The sequence below is a fragment of the Pseudomonas sp. FBCC-B1565 genome (assembly GCF_059133265.1).
Genome location: NZ_CP101438.1, coordinates 5,159,125 through 5,175,170 on the forward strand (window position 1 = coordinate 5,159,125; position 16,046 = coordinate 5,175,170).

Below are 16,046 nucleotides of genomic sequence, written 5' to 3' on the forward strand. Positions count from 1 at the left end.
TGCAGGCGACAAGGCCCAGGCCCGCAGGCCTGAGCGTAAAGCGTGGGAAAGTCTACCGGAGAAACGACGCTTACGCGGTCTCTACCGTCGGAAAACTCTTGACCAGTTCGTCCAACTGCTTGAGCTGGGCCAGGAACGGCTCCAGCTTGTCCAGGCGCAGCGCGCACGGGCCGTCGCATTTGGCGTTGTCCGGGTCCGGGTGGGCTTCCAGGAACAGGCCGGCCAGGGACTGGCTGATGCCTGCCTTGGCCAGGTCCAGCACCTGGGCACGGCGCCCGCCCGCGGAATCGGCGCGACCACCGGGCATTTGCAGCGCGTGGGTCACGTCGAAGAACACCGGGTATTCGAACTGTTTCATGATGCCGAAACCAAGCATGTCCACCACGAGGTTGTTGTAGCCGAAGCTCGAACCCCGCTCGCAGAGGATCAACTGGTCGTTACCCGCTTCCACGCACTTGTTCAGGATGTGTTTCATCTCCTGGGGTGCGAGAAACTGGGCTTTCTTGATATTGATCACGGCGCCGGTCTTGGCCATCGCGACGACCAGGTCGGTCTGGCGCGACAGGAAGGCCGGCAACTGGATGATGTCGCACACCTCGGCGACCACGGCAGCCTGTTCAGGCTCGTGGACGTCGGTGATGATCGGCACGCCGAAGGCTTGCTTGATGTCCTGGAAGATCCGCATGCCTTCTTCAAGGCCCGGGCCGCGATAGGAGGTCACGGACGAACGGTTGGCCTTGTCGAAGCTGGCCTTGAACACGTAAGGGATACCCAGTTTCTGGGTGACCTTGACGTACTCTTCACAGACCTGCATCGCCATGTCGCGGCTTTCCAGCACGTTCATGCCGCCGAACAGCACCATGGGCTTGTCGTTGGCAATCTCGATGTCGCCTACGCGAATGATCTTCTGGGCCATCAGGGTTACGCCTTCTTCTGGTGTTGCGTCAGGGCTGCCTTGACGAAACCGCTGAACAACGGGTGACCGTCGCGCGGCGTCGAGGTGAACTCAGGGTGGAACTGGCACGCGACGAACCACGGATGATCCGGTGCCTCGACCACTTCAACCAGCGCGCCATCACCGGAGCGACCGGAGATTTTCAGGCCGGCCTCTTTAATCTGCGGCAGCAGGTTGTTGTTCACTTCGTAGCGGTGACGGTGACGCTCGACGATCACGTCCTTGCCGTAGCAATCGTGAACCAGCGAGCCGGCTTCCAGCAGGCAATCCTGCGCGCCAAGGCGCATGGTGCCGCCCAGGTCGGAGGCTTCGGTACGGGTCTCGACCGCGCCGGTGGCATCTTCCCACTCGGTGATCAGGCCCACGACCGGGTGACCGCTCTTGCTGTCGAACTCGGTGGAGTTGGCGTCTTTCCAGCCCAGCACGTTACGGGCGAACTCGATAACGGCCACTTGCATGCCCAGGCAGATACCCAGGTAAGGCACCTTGTTTTCACGGGCGTACTGCACGGCAGTGATCTTGCCTTCCACGCCACGCAGGCCGAAACCGCCTGGCACGAGGATCGCGTCCACACCTTCGAGCAGGGCGGTGCCCTGGTTCTCAATGTCTTCGGAGTCGATGTAGCGCAGGTTGACCTTGGTACGGTTGCTGATACCGGCGTGGCTCATCGCTTCGATCAGCGACTTGTACGCGTCCAGCAATTCCATGTACTTGCCGACCATGGCGATGGTGACTTCGTGCTCAGGGTTGAGCTTGGCGTCGACCACGGCTTCCCACTCGGACAGGTCTGCGCCGTTGCATTGCAGTCCGAAGCGCTCGACCACAAAGTCATCCAGGCCTTGCGAATGCAGGATGCCCGGGATCTTGTAGATGGTGTCGGCGTCTTCCAGCGCGATCACCGCACGTTCTTCAACGTTGGTGAATTGCGCGATCTTGCGACGCGAGGAAATGTCGATCGGGTGATCGGAGCGGCACACCAGCACGTCCGGCTGCAGGCCGATGGAACGCAGTTCCTTGACCGAGTGCTGGGTAGGCTTGGTTTTGGTCTCGCCGGCGGTGGCGATGTACGGGACCAGGGTCAGGTGCATCAGCATCGCGCGCTTGGCGCCGACTTCGAAACGCAGCTGGCGGATGGCTTCGAGGAACGGTTGGGATTCGATGTCACCCACGGTGCCACCGATCTCGACCATCGCCACGTCGGCATCGCCGGCACCCTTGATGATGCGGCGCTTGATTTCGTCGGTGATGTGCGGGATCACCTGGATGGTTGCACCCAGGTAGTCACCACGGCGCTCCTTGCGCAGCACGTGCTCGTAGACACGGCCGGTGGTGAAGTTGTTGTTCTGGGTCATGGTCGTGCGGATGAACCGCTCGTAGTGGCCCAGGTCCAGGTCAGTCTCGGCGCCGTCGTGGGTGACGAACACTTCACCGTGCTGGAACGGGCTCATGGTGCCCGGGTCAACGTTGATGTAGGGGTCAAGCTTGAGCATGGTGACCTTAAGTCCCCGCGCCTCCAGGATGGCCGCCAATGAAGCGGAGGCAATGCCTTTCCCCAATGAAGAAACAACACCGCCCGTGACGAATATGTAGCGCGTCATGAAAAACCCTAGAAGTCTGCGTTAAAGCGGTCCGAGCCGCCGGGGAAAGCGAAGGAAGGCCGAAGCCCCCGATCACCTGCATTAATCACAGTGCACCTTTCAAAAAAACCGCCGCGTGGTGACAGACCAGCAATGAAACACCGGTACGTTGATCGCTACACATTTTTTGGAATCGCCCAGCAAAGACTGCTTGGTAATCGGCAACTGCTGCGATTCAGTCGAATCCACAGAAGTTGTATCAAGAAGGGAGCGTAGTCTACCGGAAAGGCGCTATCAGCTCAAACCTTGATCGCAGGTCTGTGGCATCCAATGTAATTGCCAGTCATCACTTGCCGACGGCCACAGTCCCGCAAGGCTGGGCGCGCCCAGCAACTGCGGGCCTTGATACAGCAGCGGCAATCTGCCACGGAGGAAGCCCGGCAGGCCACTTTCGTTAAGCAGGCGCTTCAAGTCACGCCGGCCGCGACCGGGTACTTCGATGATTTCGCCGCCCTGGCGGTAGCGGATCTCCAGCGGCCCTTCGGGCACCTTGCCGGTGAACGTCAACTGGCCATTGCCGGGTAACTCTAGTGGGTTTTGCGGATCGGGCCAGCTCAGCGATGCGTCAGAAAATTCCGAGCATGCGATAGGCAGCCACCAGATGCGTTCGCCGCTACGGTGCAACTCGCCGTCGGCCAGGCGCCACAGGGGCTGTGCATCGACCTTGGCATCGCGCAGGGAATGCCAACCTGCCCAGTGGTCGCTGTCGGGCAGGCGCGTCAGCGGCGTCAGCCAATTACGTAGGGCGTTGCGCTGACGGGCATCGGAAAGCTCGCGCAGCGGTGCAAGGGCCAAGGACGGTAGAGGCAGCCAGGGAAAGGGGGACGGTTGGTCGGCGGCCTGCAGGTCCATCTGCGCCAGCTCATCGAGCAGGCCCTGGGCTTCACTCAGGTGTTCGGCGGTGCGCGCCAGGCTTGAGACGGCCTGGGGCCAACGCTCCATCAGTGCAGGAAGCACGCGGTGGCGCAGGTAATTACGGGAGAACCGCGAATCTGCGTTGGAAGGGTCTTCGATCCATTGGAGCTGATGCGTGTGGGCGTAGGCTTCCAACTCCGCCCTGGAGACATTCAACAGCGGCCGCACCAAGTCGCCACCAGCCAATCGACGCTGCACGGGCATCGCTGCCAGCCCACGCACCCCAGCCCCACGCAGCAGTCGAAACAACAGGGTTTCAGCCTGATCATCGCGGTGCTGGCCCGTCAGCACTACCTGCCCTGCCCCGGCCACCTCGGTAAAAGCCTGGTAACGCGCGTCACGGGCGGCACGCTCAAGACTGGCGCCGGGCCGCACCTGCACACGCATAACGCGCAAAGGCACGCCCAGGCTGTCACAGATCGACTGGCAATGAGCGGGCCACGCGTCGGCGGCAGCCTGCAGGCCATGGTGGACATGGACAGCGCTGAGGGGGGGCAGGGTCTCGGTTTTGGCCAGGTTGGCCAGGAGGTGCAGCAGGACGGTGGAATCAAGGCCGCCGGAGAACGCAATGTGCCAGGCCGGGGCGCTGCGCCAGGGGGCCAGGGTTTGCAAGAGTCTGGCGGGCAGAGCCGGTTTCATAGCAAGTTACCGCCTCTGATCTGTAATACGCCCACCAAGCATACACAAAGCAAATGTGGGAGGGGGCAAGCCCCCTCCCACATTTGGGTATTGCGTGGGTCTTAGAGGCCGTAGCTCATCAGACGCTCGTAACGACGGGCCAGCAGCGCTTCGTTATCCAGCTTCTTGAGCATCGCCAGTTGCGAGCCCAGTTCGGCGCGGATGGTCGCAGCGGCGGCAGCCGGGTCACGGTGGGCGCCGCCCAATGGCTCGGCGATCACTTTATCCACGATACCCAGGCCTTTGAGGCGATCAGCGGTAATGCCCATGGCTTCGGCAGCGTCCGGTGCCTTTTCGGCGGTTTTCCACAGGATCGAGGCGCAACCTTCCGGCGAGATCACCGCGTAGGTCGAGTATTGCAGCATGTTCAACTGGTCACAGACACCAATGGCCAGCGCACCACCGGAGCCACCCTCACCAATGACGGTGGCGATGATCGGGGTTTTCAGGCGGGCCATGACGCGAAGGTTCCAGGCGATAGCCTCGCTCTGGTTGCGCTCTTCGGCGTCGATCCCCGGATAAGCGCCCGGGGTGTCGATGAAGGTCAGGATCGGCATCTTGAAGCGCTCAGCCATTTCCATCAGGCGGCACGCCTTGCGGTAGCCCTCTGGACGCGGCATGCCGAAGTTGCGACGGACTTTCTCGCGCACTTCACGGCCTTTCTGGTGACCGATCACCATCACCGGCTGGTCGTCCAGGCGGGCGATACCGCCGACGATGGCGGCGTCGTCGGAGAAATGGCGGTCGCCATGCAGCTCGTCGAACTCGGTGAAAATGTGCTGAATGTAGTCCAGGGTGTAAGGACGGCGCGGGTGGCGAGCCAGGCGCGCGATCTGCCAGCTGGTCAGCTTGCCGAAGATGTCTTCGGTGAGCGTTTTGCTCTTGTCTTGCAGGCGGGAGATTTCATCGCCGATATTCAGCGAATTGTCATTGCCGACCAGGCGCAGCTCTTCGATCTTGGCTTGCAGGTCAGCGATCGGCTGTTCGAAATCAAGAAAATTCGGGTTCATAAGCGTCCGTCTTGGGTCGACGGCCAGGGCGTGCCTGGCCAGCCGGTTGTCTATTCGCGCCCTACCTTAAGGGAGAGGCGCGTTTAGGTCGAGATTAAATGTTTAGCCGAGGTCAGACATATCTGACCGTCAACGGTATTGGAGGAAGACGTTGTCTCGCCCGAACTGGTCACGCAAAGCTTGAATCAAGCCATCCGCAGGATCAATTCGCCAGGTCTCGCCAAACTGCAACATGGCCTTGGCGTCATTGCCGGTGTACTCCATGGTCACCGGGCATGCACCACGGTGGCGTTTGAGCAGGTCGCCCAACCAGCGTAGCTGATCGCCCTTGAGCGCTTCGGTTTTCACCTTCAAACGCAGGCTTTCGGCCAGATTGGTGCGCGCATCTTCCATGCTCATCACCCGCTTGATCCGCAGGCGCAAGCCACCGGAGAAGTCATCGTTGCTGACCTCCCCCTCCACGACCACCATGGCATCGGTCTGCAACAACGACTGGGCGGAGTGGAACGCGTCGGCAAACAGCGACGCTTCGATACGGCCCGAGCGGTCGTCGAGGGTGATAAAACCCATCTTGTCGCCCTTCTTGTTCTTCATCACCCGCAGGGCGATGATCATGCCGGCAACGGTCTGGGTGTCCCGCGCCGGTTTCAGGTCGATGATGCGCTGACGGGCGAAGCGGCGGATTTCACCTTCGTATTCGTCAATCGGATGGCCGGTCAGGTACAGGCCCAGGGTGTCTTTCTCACCCTTCAGGCGTTCCTTGAGGGTCAGTTCCTTGGCCTTGCGGTGGTTACCGTACACATCTGCATCTTCTTCGACGAACAACCCGCCAAACAAGTCGGCATGGCCGCTGTCATGGGTGCGGGCAGTCTGTTCGGCCGCCTTGATCGCTTCTTCCATGGCGGTGAGCAGCACCGCACGGTTACGGTCGATGTTCGCCTGATAAGCCTTGGGCTCATCATGGAAATACGGGCCGAGACGGTCGAGCGCGCCGCTGCGGATCAGGCCGTCGAGGGTTCGTTTGTTGATGCGCTTGAGGTCAACCCGTGCGCAGAAGTCGAACAAGTCTTTGAACGGACCGTCCTGGCGCGCTTCGGTGATGGCTTCCACCGGCCCCTCGCCGACGCCCTTGATCGCGCCCAGGCCATAGATGATGCGACCTTCGTCGTTCACCGTGAACTTGAACTCCGAAGCGTTCACGTCCGGCGCATCGAGGCGCAGCTTCATGGTGCGCACTTCCTCGATCAAGGTCACGACCTTGTCGGTGTTGTGCATATCCGCCGAAAGTACCGCCGCCATGAACGGCGCCGGGTAGTGGGCTTTCAGCCAGGCGGTCTGGTACGACACCAGGCCGTAGGCGGCGGAGTGGGATTTGTTGAAGCCGTAACCGGCGAATTTCTCCACCAGGTCGAAGATGTTACCCGCGAGGTCGGCGTCGATATTGTTGGTCGCACAACCTTCAATGAAACCGCCGCGCTGCTTGGCCATTTCCTCGGGTTTTTTCTTACCCATGGCTCGACGCAGCATGTCCGCGCCACCCAGGGTGTAACCGGCCATCACCTGGGCAATCTGCATCACCTGTTCCTGATACAGGATGATGCCGTAGGTCGGTGCCAATACCGGCTTGAGGCCTTCGTACTGGTAGTCCGAGTGCGGGTAGGCCAGCTCGGCGCGCCCGTGCTTACGGTTGATAAAGTCGTCCACCATGCCCGATTGCAGCGGGCCTGGACGGAATAGCGCCACCAGTGCGATCAAGTCTTCCAGGCAGTCGGGCTTGAGCTTTTTGATCAGCTCTTTCATGCCGCGCGATTCAAGCTGGAACACCGCCGTGGTTTCGGCTTTTTGCAGCAGGGTGTAGGTCGGTTTGTCGTCCAGCGGGATAAAGGCAATATCCAGCGGTTCTTCGTTGACCTTGGCGCGGTCGCGGTTGATGGTCTTGAGCGCCCAGTCGATGATCGTCAGGGTCCGCAGGCCGAGGAAGTCGAACTTCACCAGGCCGGCCGCCTCCACGTCATCCTTGTCGAACTGGGTGACCAGGCCGTCGCCTTCTTCATCGCAATAGATCGGCGAAAAGTCAGTCAACTTTGTCGGCGCGATGACCACGCCACCCGCGTGCTTACCGACGTTACGCACCACGCCTTCAAGCTTGCGGGCCATCTCCCAGATCTCGGCCGCTTCTTCATCGACCTTGATGAAGTCGCGCAGGATTTCTTCCTGCTCGTAGGCCTTTTCCAGGGTCATGCCGACTTCGAACGGGATCATCTTCGACAGGCGATCCGCCAGGCCGTAGGACTTGCCCTGCACCCGAGCCACGTCGCGGATTACCGCTTTCGCCGCCATGGAACCGAAGGTGATGATCTGGCTGACCGCGTTGCGGCCGTATTTCTCGGCCACGTATTCGATCACGCGGTCACGGCCATCCATGCAGAAGTCGACGTCGAAGTCGGGCATGGAAACCCGTTCCGGGTTCAGGAAACGTTCGAACAGCAGGTCATATTCCAACGGATCAAGGTCGGTGATCTTTTGCACATAGGCCACCAGCGAACCGGCACCTGACCCCCGGCCCGGACCAACCGGCACGCCGTTGTTCTTGGCCCACTGGATAAAGTCCATCACGATCAGGAAGTAACCAGGGAACCCCATCTGGATGATGATATCCAGCTCGAAATTCAGCCGGTCCACATAGACCTGGCGCTTGGCCTCGTAATCTTCGGTGGTGTCCTTGGGCAGCAGAACGCTGAGGCGCTCTTCCAGCCCGTCGAAGGACACCTTGCGAAAATATTCATCGATGGTCATGCCATCCGGAATCGGGAAGTTGGGCAGGAAGTGCTTGCCCAGCTTCACTTCGATATTGCAGCGCTTGGCGATCTCGACGGAGTTTTCCAGGGCCTCGGGCAGGTCGCTGAACAGCTCGGCCATTTCATCGGCGCTTTTGAGGTACTGCTCTTCGCTGTAGTTTTTCGAACGACGCGGGTCATCCAGGGCCCGGCCTTCACCGATGCACACGCGGGTTTCGTGGGCTTCGAAGTCTTCCTTCTTGATGAAGCGCACATCGTTAGTCGCCACCAGCGGCGCGCCCAGCTTGTCGGCCAGGGCCACGGCGGCGTGCAGGTGCTCTTCATCGTTGGGCCGGTTGGTACGCTGGACTTCCAGGTAGAAACGGTCGGGGAAGACCTGCATCCATTCCTTGGCCAGTACTTCGGCTTCTTGGGGGTTGCCCCCCAGCAGCGCGATACCGATCTCACCCTCTTTGGCGGCCGACAGCATGATCAGGCCTTCGCTGGCCTCGGCGACCCATTCGCGCTCGATGATGATCGAACCATTGCGCTGGCCATCGATGAAACCACGGGAGATCAGTTCGGTAAGGTTGCGATAACCCACGCCGTTCATCGCCAGCAGGCTGATACGGCTCAGGGGGTTATCCGGGTCTTTGTTGGACAGCCACAGGTCAGCGCCGCAGATCGGCTTGATACCGGCGCCCATGGCGTTCTTGTAGAACTTGACCAAGGAACACATGTTGTTCTGATCGGTGACCGCGACCGCAGGCATGTTCATGCCCACCAGGGTTTTGACCAGCGGTTTGATCCGTACCAGGCCGTCGACCAGGGAGTATTCAGTGTGCAGGCGTAGGTGAACGAATGAAGCCGGCATAGTGATCCTGTCTAGAAACGTGGAGACAACAAGGCCCGGATTGTACCGGGCCTTGGCAAAAACATCAGCCTCGCGACTACACCTCGCTGAGACTCTCCCGCGCCTCGTAAGCCTGACGCACCGGGGCGAACGAGCGGCGGTGGATCGGTGTAGGGCCAAGACGTGCCAGGGCTTCCAGATGAACGGGCGTCGGGTAGCCTTTATGACCGCCGATGCCATAGCCCGGGTAGATCAATTCGAAAGCCGCCATTTCACGATCACGACTGACCTTTGCCAGGATGGAGGCCGCCGCAATCGCCGGCACCTTGCTATCACCCTTCACCACCGCCTCCGATGGCATGGCCAGTCTGGGGCAGCGGTTGCCATCGATCATCGCCAGCTTGGGCGTGATGTGCAGGCCCTCCACTGCACGCTGCATGGCGAGCATGGTGGCGTGGAGGATGTTCAATTCATCGATTTCTTCAACTTCGGCCCGGGCGATGTGCCAACTCAGGGCTTTCTCGCAAATCTCGTCGTAGAGCTTTTCGCGCCGCGCTTCGGTGAGTTTTTTCGAGTCGTTGAGGCCGAGGATCGGACGGTTTGGATCGAGGATCACTGCCGCCGTGACCACGGCGCCACACAAGGGCCCGCGCCCGACTTCGTCAACACCGGCCACCAGTTCGTGGGCTTCGGCAACCAGGCTGAAATCCAGGCCCATTTGCGCACTCATATCGCCTCCTGTTTCTGGCCGATCAACGTCAATACAGCGTCTGCCGCCTGGTTCGAGGCATCACGGCGCAGTATGCGATGGATAGCGTCGAAACCACGGGTCTGTTCTTCGCCGCCGTCGATCAAGGGGAGCAGGGTTTGCGCGAGCGCCTCTGGCGTTGCATCGTCCTGCAACAACTCCGGCACCAACAGGCGCTGGGCCAGCAGATTGGGCAGGGAGATGTAAGGACTTTTGACCATGCGCTTGAGAATCCAGAACGTCAGCGGCGCCAGGCGGTAGGCCACCACCATCGGGCGCTTGTACAGCAGGGCCTCCAGCGTGGCCGTCCCCGAGGCGATCAGCACCGCATCACAGGCCGCCAGGGCCAGGTGCGATTGACCATCGAGCAGAGTCAACGGCAGGTTGCGCCCTTCCAGCAATGTCTCGATCTGCGCACGACGTTGCGGGCTGGCGCAGGGCAACACGAAACGTACGCCTGGCTTCAGGGCCTGCAGACGCTCGGCAGCGTCGAAAAACACCGAGGCCAGGCGACCGACTTCGCCGCCACGGCTGCCCGGCATCAACGCAACCAAGGGGCCGTCGGGCAAGCCCAACTCGGCACGCGCGGCCGCGCGATCCGCCTGCAAGGGAATAGTGTCGGCCAGGGTGTGCCCGACAAACCGCACCGGCACGCCCTTTTCTTCATAGAACCGCGCTTCGAACGGCAGCAACGTCAGCATCAGGTCGCAGCCTTCGCGGATCTTGAGCACACGCTTCTGCCGCCACGCCCAGACGGACGGGCTGACATAGTGCACCGTCTTGATGCCGGCCTGGCGCAACTTGAGTTCGATATTGAGGGTGAAGTCCGGCGCGTCGATTCCGATAAAGACGTCAGGCTTTTCTTCGATCAGGGTCTGGATCAGCAACTTGCGGCGGGCCAGCAGCTCGCGCAGGCGACCCAGCACCTCGACCAACCCCATGACCGACAAACGCTCCATGGGGAAGTAGGACGTAAGCCCCTCAGCCTGCATCAGCGGGCCACCAACACCGATGAACTCCACCGCAGGATGCTGGGCTTTGAGGGCCCGCATAAGACCGGCGCCCAGAATGTCGCCGGAAGCTTCCCCGGCCACCAGCGCGATACGCAGATTAGCCATGATCAGCGGGTGATGCCGCGAGTCGACGCCTGGATCGAGTCACGGAACACCGCGACTTCCGGGAACAACGCTGCCGGCTCGGTCAGTTGGGTCAACGCCTGTTCCACCGTGAGCCCCTGGCGGTAAACCACCTTGTAGGCGCGGCGCAGGGCGTGGATGGCTTCTTCGCTGAAACCCCGACGGCGCATGCCTTCGAAGTTCATGCTGCGGGCTTCGGCGGGGTTGCCGAATACCGTGACGAATGCCGGAACATCCTTGCCAATGGCGGTGCCCATGCCGGAGAAGCTATGAGCACCGATATGGCAGTACTGATGAACCAGGGTGAACCCGGACAGGATTGCCCAATCGTCAACATGCACATGGCCGGCCAACGCGGTGTTGTTGACCAGGATGCAGTGGTTGCCGATCACGCTGTCGTGACCGATATGAGCGTAGGCCATGACCAGGTTGTGGTCGCCCAGGGTGGTTTCAGCCCGATCCTGCACGGTACCACGATGAATGGTCACGCCTTCACGGATGATGTTGTGATCACCGATTACCAGGCGGGTCTCTTCACCCTTGTACTTCATGTCCGGGGTGTCTTCGCCTACCGAGGAGAACTGGTAGATGCGATTGTGTTTGCCAATGCGGGTCGGACCTTTGAGGATCACGTGCGGCCCGATGACAGTCCCCTCGCCGATTTCCACACCTGCGCCGATGATCGACCAGGGGCCGACCTCAACGTCGGCGGCCAGAACGGCCGACGGATCGATGATTGCGCGAGGGTCAATCAAACTCATAGTTTGCGTTCCGCACAGATGATCTCGGCAGAGCACACCGGCTTGCCATCCACCGAGGCCTGGCATTCGAACTTCCAGATCTGGCGCTTGCAGCTGATGAACTTGGCTTCCAGGATCAACTGGTCACCCGGAGTAACCGGGTTGCGGAAACGCAACTTGTCGGAGCCCACGAAATAGTAAAGCGTGCCATCGGCAGGCTTGAGGTCGAGCATTTTGAAACCAAGGATACCGGCAGCCTGGGCCATCGCCTCGATGATCAACACACCAGGCATGATCGGATGCGCAGGAAAGTGACCATTGAAGAACGGTTCGTTGATGCTGACATTCTTGTAGGCACGAATGCGCTTTTCCTCGACATTGAGGTCCACTACGCGATCCACCAGCAGGAACGGGTAACGGTGAGGCAGGTATTCGCGAATCTCGTTGATGTCCATCATTTCGGGGGGAAGCCTGTAATAAAGATTGGGGGCGGGCGAACTAAAAGCACGCCCCGCTAGCAAATCAAGGAGGCAGTCTAGCGGCTGTGCACACTTGATATGGAAATGGTATCAGCCTTCTGATGAAGCATTACCGCCAGGGGTCACGTCCCCAACACGCTTTTCCAGCTGTTTGAGACGTCGAGCCATGTCGTCGAGCTGCCTCAACCGTGCTGCACTCTTGCGCCATTCAGCTGCGGGCTGCATGGCGGTACCGGAAGAATAGGCCCCAGGCTCGGTAATAGAGTGGGTGACCATGGTCATGCCGGTGATGAAAACGTTGTCGCAAATATCGATGTGCCCCACCAGCCCGACGCCACCGGCGAGCATGCAATGCTTGCCGATCCGGGTGCTGCCGGAGATGCCCACACAGGCTGCCATGGCGGTGTGATCGCCAATCTGTACGTTGTGGGCGATCTGGATCTGGTTGTCGAGCTTCACGCCGTTGCCGATCACGGTGTCGGCCAGGGCCCCGCGATCGACAGCCGTGTTCACACCAATTTCCACGTCGTCGCCGATCAATACGCCGCCGACCTGGGCAATCTTGTTCCAGATACCCTTGGAATTGGCAAAGCCAAAGCCTTCACCGCCTATCACGGCACCCGACTGGATGACCACACGCTCACCAATACGCACGTCGTGGTACAGGGTTACACGGGGTGCCAGCCAACCGCCTGCGCCGATTTCGCAGCGCGCACCGATAAAGCAATGAGCACCTATGGTCACATCCGCCGCAATGCGCGCACCGCTCTCGATCACCGCAAAGGCACCGATGCTGGCTGCGGCGTCAACCTGGGCATCATCGGCGATCACCGCAGACGGGTGAATACCGCTGGCGGCCTTGGGTTTCGGATCGAACAGGTGCGACACCCGCGCATACGCCAGGTACGGGTCGGCCACCACCAGCGCATCCCCGACAAACCCTTCGGCATCGGCGGCCTTCAGCAAAACGGCTGCGGCTTGGCTGTCGACCAGGTATTTACGGTATTGGGGGTTTGCGAGGAAGCTCAACTGAGCTGGGCCAGCCTCCTGCAAGGTGGCTAGCCCAGTGATTTCCTTCTCCGGGGAGCCACGCAAGGTGGCCCCCAGGAACTCGGCCAACTCGCCGAGCTTGATAGTCGCGGTCATGGCTTACTTCAGCTGGTTCATGCGCTCGATCACCTGACGGGTGATGTCGTATTGAGGCTTGACGTCGATCACAGCGCCACGCTCGAACACCAGGTCAAAGGCACCCTTCTTGATGACCTCTTCCACAGCGCTGTCGAGCTTCGGCTTCAGCTGCTTCAGCATTTCACGGTCAGCTACAGCCTTGGCTTCGTTCAGCTCCTTGGACTGGAACTGGTAGTCACGGGCCTTTTGCTTGAATTCAAGCTCCAGACGCTCGCGCTCGCCTTGCTGCATCTTGTCACCACCGGCTACCAGGCGATCCTGGATGCCCTTGGCGCTGCTTTCCAGGGTCTTGAGCTTGGTCAGTTGCGGACCGAATTTTTTCTCGGCATCCACGGCGTATTTCTTGGCCGCATCGGATTCCAGCAGGGCCATCTGATAGTTCAGGACGGCAATTTTCATTTCGGCGAAGGCCGGGGTGGTTACCAGCACGGTTGCCAGCAGCACCAATTGAGTCAACTTACGCACGATGTACTCCTACAGAATCCGTTGTCGTTATCTTGGGTCAGACGCTTAGAACGTCTGGCCGAGGGAGAATTGGAAAATCTGGGTTTCAGCGTTATCCGGTTTCTTGATCGGCATGGCCAGAGCAAAGCTCAATGGGCCAAGCGCAGTCACCCAGGTCACACCCACACCCACGGAGCTTGCCAGGTTACTCAGGCTCACGTCGTTACACTGAGTGTTGGACTTCACGCCGCTCGGGTTACGGATCTGCTCGCATTTGGAGTCGAACACGTTACCCACGTCCCAGAATACCGAAGTACGCAGGGAGCGCTGATCTTTCACGAACGGCAGCGGGAACAGGATTTCCGCACCACCCTGGATCAGGACGTTACCACCGAACGGCAGTGGGTCGTTGTCGGAGTCCGCTACGGTGCCCTGGTTACCGGTTACACCAACACCACGGCTCGGAGTACCACGCGGGCCCAGGGTGCTGTCCTTGAAACCACGTACGGAGTTGAAGCCACCCGCATAGTAGTTCTCGTAGAACGGTAGACCATTGGTGGAACCATAACCATCGCCATAACCCAGCTCAGTGTGCAGGCGCATGGTGTAGTTGTCGCTCAACGGCTGGAACAGCTGGCCGCGGTAGTCGAGCTTGAAGAACGACAGGTCGCTGCCCGGCGTGGTGGTTTCCAGGGTCAGGCTCTGGGAATGACCACGGGTCGCCAGTACACCTTTGTTCAGGGTCGACTCGGACCAGCCGGCGGACGCCTTGAAGTTGAGGAACTTGTCACCTTCACGACGGGTGAAGTCGAAGATTTCGTCCACGGTGTAGACACCGGTCTTGATCTCATCCTGCTGCGCGGTCAAGCCGAACGTCAGACGCGAGGTCTCGCTGATCGGGTAACCCACGTTCACGCCAGCACCAAGGCTGTCGATTGCATAGCTGGCTACGTCAACGTCGAGGTCTTTGTAGTCAGTGGTGCGATAGAAGGCGTTGTAGCCCAGGCTCACACCGTCAGCAGTCCAGTAGGGGTCGGTATAACCGAAGTTATATCGGCTCTGGTATTCGCTTCGGGTCAGGCCGATGGAAACTCGGTTACCAGTACCCAGGAAGTTGTTCTGGGTGATCGAACCGCCGAGGATCAGGCCGGCGCTCTGTGCGAAACCGACGCTGGCGGTGATGGAACCCGATGCTTGTTCTTCAACGGCGTAGTTCACGTCAACCTGGTCATCCACACCCGGTACGGCCGGGGTTTCGACGTTGACTTCCTTGAAGAAGCCGAGGCGCTCAAGACGGGTCTTGGACTGGTCGATCAGGTAAGTCGAGGCCCAGCCGCCTTCCATCTGACGCATTTCACGACGCAGCACTTCGTCCGCAGACTTGGTGTTGCCACGGAAGTTGATACGGTTCACGTAGGCACGCTTGCCTGGATCGACCACGAAGGTGATGTCCACGGTGTGGTCATCATCATGGGGCGTCGGCACACCGTTGACGTTGGCGAAGGTGTAGCCTTCGTTGCCCAGGCGACGGGTGATCAGTTCGGACGTGGTGGTCATCAGCTTGCGCGAGAACACCTGGTCTTTCTGCACCAGCAACAGCGCCTTGACCTGGTCTTCAGGCACTTTCAGGTCGCCGCTCAGCTTGACGTCGCGAACCTTGTACTTCTCGCCTTCGTTGACGTTGACGGTGATGTAGACGTGCTTCTTGTCCGGGGTGATCGACACCTGGGTCGAAGCGATATCCATATTGATGTAGCCACGGTCCAGGTAGTAGGAACGCAGACGTTCCAGGTCACCGGACAGTTTTTCACGGGCGTACTTGTCATCGTTCTTGAAGAACGACAGCCAGTTGGTGGTCTTGAGCTCGAACAGGTCGATCAGGTCGTCATCAGAGAACTTGGTATTGCCTACCACGTTGATGTGCTGGATCGCCGCCACAGTGCCTTCGTTGATGTTGACCTTGAGGCCGACACGGTTGCGCGGCTGCGGCACCACTTCCGTTTCCACGGTCGCGGAGTAGCGGCCCTGGGCAACGTACTGGCGTTGCAGCTCGTTACGCACACCTTCGAGGGTGGCGCGTTGGAAGATCTCGCCTTCGGCCAGGCCGGATTGCTTCAGACCCTTCATCAAGTCTTCAGTCGAGATCGCCTTGTTGCCTTCGATCTCGATACTGGCGACGGAAGGTCGCTCGACCACAGTGATGACCAGGACGTTGCCTTCGCGACCCAGTTGGATGTCTTGAAAGAAACCGGTTTTGAACAGCGCACGAGTGGATTCCACCAGGCGACGGTCATCAGCCTGTTCCCCAACGTTCAACGGCAAGGCACCAAAGACGCTACCCGCGGAAACCCGCTGGAGGCCGTTGACGCGAATATCGGAGATGGTGAAGGACTCGGCGTGAACTTCGGCGATCATCAATACGGTGAGAACCGCAGTTAGCAGCAGACGTTTCATGAAGTCCTTTCTTATTCCAACTGGCAATAAAC

At 60.0% G+C, this 16,046-nt stretch carries 12 protein-coding genes; all 12 read right to left on the minus strand.

The window, feature by feature from the left end:
* Positions 1-70 precede the first annotated feature (70 nt).
* The 12 genes from kdsA to bamA all read right to left on the minus strand — a co-directional run bounded on the left by kdsA (position 71) and on the right by bamA (position 16,014).
* Positions 71-916: a 3-deoxy-8-phosphooctulonate synthase gene (gene kdsA, locus NL123_RS23915; protein ID WP_010563535.1), complete on the minus strand. Its 846-nt coding sequence runs from the start codon at positions 914-916 to the stop codon at positions 71-73.
* Positions 917-921: 5 nt separating this feature from the next.
* Positions 922-2,553 carry a CTP synthase gene (gene pyrG, locus NL123_RS23920; RefSeq protein ID WP_226455865.1) on the minus strand — a complete coding sequence of 544 codons (1,632 nt, stop codon included), beginning with the start codon at positions 2,551-2,553 and terminating at the stop codon, positions 922-924.
* Between the two features lie 273 nt (positions 2,554-2,826).
* A complete protein-coding gene (gene tilS, locus NL123_RS23925) occupies positions 2,827-4,146 on the minus strand; it encodes a tRNA lysidine(34) synthetase TilS (protein WP_248486644.1) in 1,320 nt (439 codons plus the stop codon).
* A 101-nt stretch (positions 4,147-4,247) separates the two neighbouring features.
* Positions 4,248-5,195: an acetyl-CoA carboxylase carboxyltransferase subunit alpha gene (locus tag NL123_RS23930; protein ID WP_058425278.1), complete on the minus strand. Its 948-nt coding sequence runs from the start codon at positions 5,193-5,195 to the stop codon at positions 4,248-4,250.
* Between the two features lie 129 nt (positions 5,196-5,324).
* Positions 5,325-8,846 (minus strand): DNA polymerase III subunit alpha, encoded by a 3,522-nt coding sequence (dnaE, locus tag NL123_RS23935; RefSeq protein WP_494356490.1) that lies wholly within the window; start codon positions 8,844-8,846, stop codon positions 5,325-5,327.
* A 76-nt stretch (positions 8,847-8,922) separates the two neighbouring features.
* Positions 8,923-9,555 (minus strand): ribonuclease HII, encoded by a 633-nt coding sequence (rnhB, locus tag NL123_RS23940; protein WP_248486640.1) that lies wholly within the window; start codon positions 9,553-9,555, stop codon positions 8,923-8,925.
* Entirely contained in the window at positions 9,552-10,691 is a 1,140-nt protein-coding gene (gene lpxB, locus NL123_RS23945) for a lipid-A-disaccharide synthase (RefSeq protein WP_494356491.1), read from the minus strand. Before lpxB ends, rnhB begins: the two co-directional genes overlap by 4 nt.
* 2 nt (positions 10,692-10,693) lie before the next feature.
* Entirely contained in the window at positions 10,694-11,470 is a 777-nt protein-coding gene (lpxA, locus tag NL123_RS23950; protein ID WP_058425281.1) for an acyl-ACP--UDP-N-acetylglucosamine O-acyltransferase, read from the minus strand.
* Positions 11,467-11,907, minus strand: a complete 441-nt coding sequence (gene fabZ, locus NL123_RS23955) for a 3-hydroxyacyl-ACP dehydratase FabZ (RefSeq protein WP_003172281.1) — start codon at positions 11,905-11,907, stop codon at positions 11,467-11,469. Before fabZ ends, lpxA begins: the two co-directional genes overlap by 4 nt.
* A gap of 111 nt (positions 11,908-12,018) precedes the next feature.
* The gene (lpxD, locus tag NL123_RS23960) at positions 12,019-13,074 is read right to left on the minus strand and encodes a UDP-3-O-(3-hydroxymyristoyl)glucosamine N-acyltransferase (RefSeq protein WP_248486636.1); all 1,056 of its coding nucleotides are present in this window, start codon (positions 13,072-13,074) and stop codon (positions 12,019-12,021) included.
* A 3-nt stretch (positions 13,075-13,077) separates the two neighbouring features.
* The gene (locus NL123_RS23965; protein ID WP_003172279.1) at positions 13,078-13,581 is read right to left on the minus strand and encodes an OmpH/Skp family outer membrane protein; all 504 of its coding nucleotides are present in this window, start codon (positions 13,579-13,581) and stop codon (positions 13,078-13,080) included.
* A 45-nt stretch (positions 13,582-13,626) separates the two neighbouring features.
* Positions 13,627-16,014, minus strand: coding sequence for an outer membrane protein assembly factor BamA (gene bamA, locus NL123_RS23970; RefSeq protein ID WP_058425283.1), 2,388 nt, complete (start codon positions 16,012-16,014; stop codon positions 13,627-13,629).
* Positions 16,015-16,046 lie beyond the last annotated feature (32 nt).

What these genes read in the sequence shown, in the direction of transcription:
- lpxA (WP_058425281.1), bottom strand. Translation starts at nt 11,470, where the DNA reads ATGAGTTTGATTGACCCTCGCGCAATCATCGATCCGTCGGCCGTTCTG.
- lpxB (WP_494356491.1), bottom strand. Translation starts at nt 10,691, where the DNA reads ATGGCTAATCTGCGTATCGCGCTGGTGGCCGGGGAAGCTTCCGGCGAC.
- fabZ (WP_003172281.1), bottom strand. Translation starts at nt 11,907, where the DNA reads ATGATGGACATCAACGAGATTCGCGAATACCTGCCTCACCGTTACCCG.
- kdsA (WP_010563535.1), bottom strand. Translation starts at nt 916, where the DNA reads ATGGCCCAGAAGATCATTCGCGTAGGCGACATCGAGATTGCCAACGAC.
- rnhB (WP_248486640.1), bottom strand. Translation starts at nt 9,555, where the DNA reads ATGAGTGCGCAAATGGGCCTGGATTTCAGCCTGGTTGCCGAAGCCCAC.
- NL123_RS23930 (WP_058425278.1), bottom strand. Translation starts at nt 5,195, where the DNA reads ATGAACCCGAATTTTCTTGATTTCGAACAGCCGATCGCTGACCTGCAA.
- bamA (WP_058425283.1), bottom strand. Translation starts at nt 16,014, where the DNA reads ATGAAACGTCTGCTGCTAACTGCGGTTCTCACCGTATTGATGATCGCC.
- dnaE (WP_494356490.1), bottom strand. Translation starts at nt 8,846, where the DNA reads ATGCCGGCTTCATTCGTTCACCTACGCCTGCACACTGAATACTCCCTG.
- tilS (WP_248486644.1), bottom strand. Translation starts at nt 4,146, where the DNA reads ATGAAACCGGCTCTGCCCGCCAGACTCTTGCAAACCCTGGCCCCCTGG.
- lpxD (WP_248486636.1), bottom strand. Translation starts at nt 13,074, where the DNA reads ATGACCGCGACTATCAAGCTCGGCGAGTTGGCCGAGTTCCTGGGGGCC.
- pyrG (WP_226455865.1), bottom strand. Translation starts at nt 2,553, where the DNA reads ATGACGCGCTACATATTCGTCACGGGCGGTGTTGTTTCTTCATTGGGG.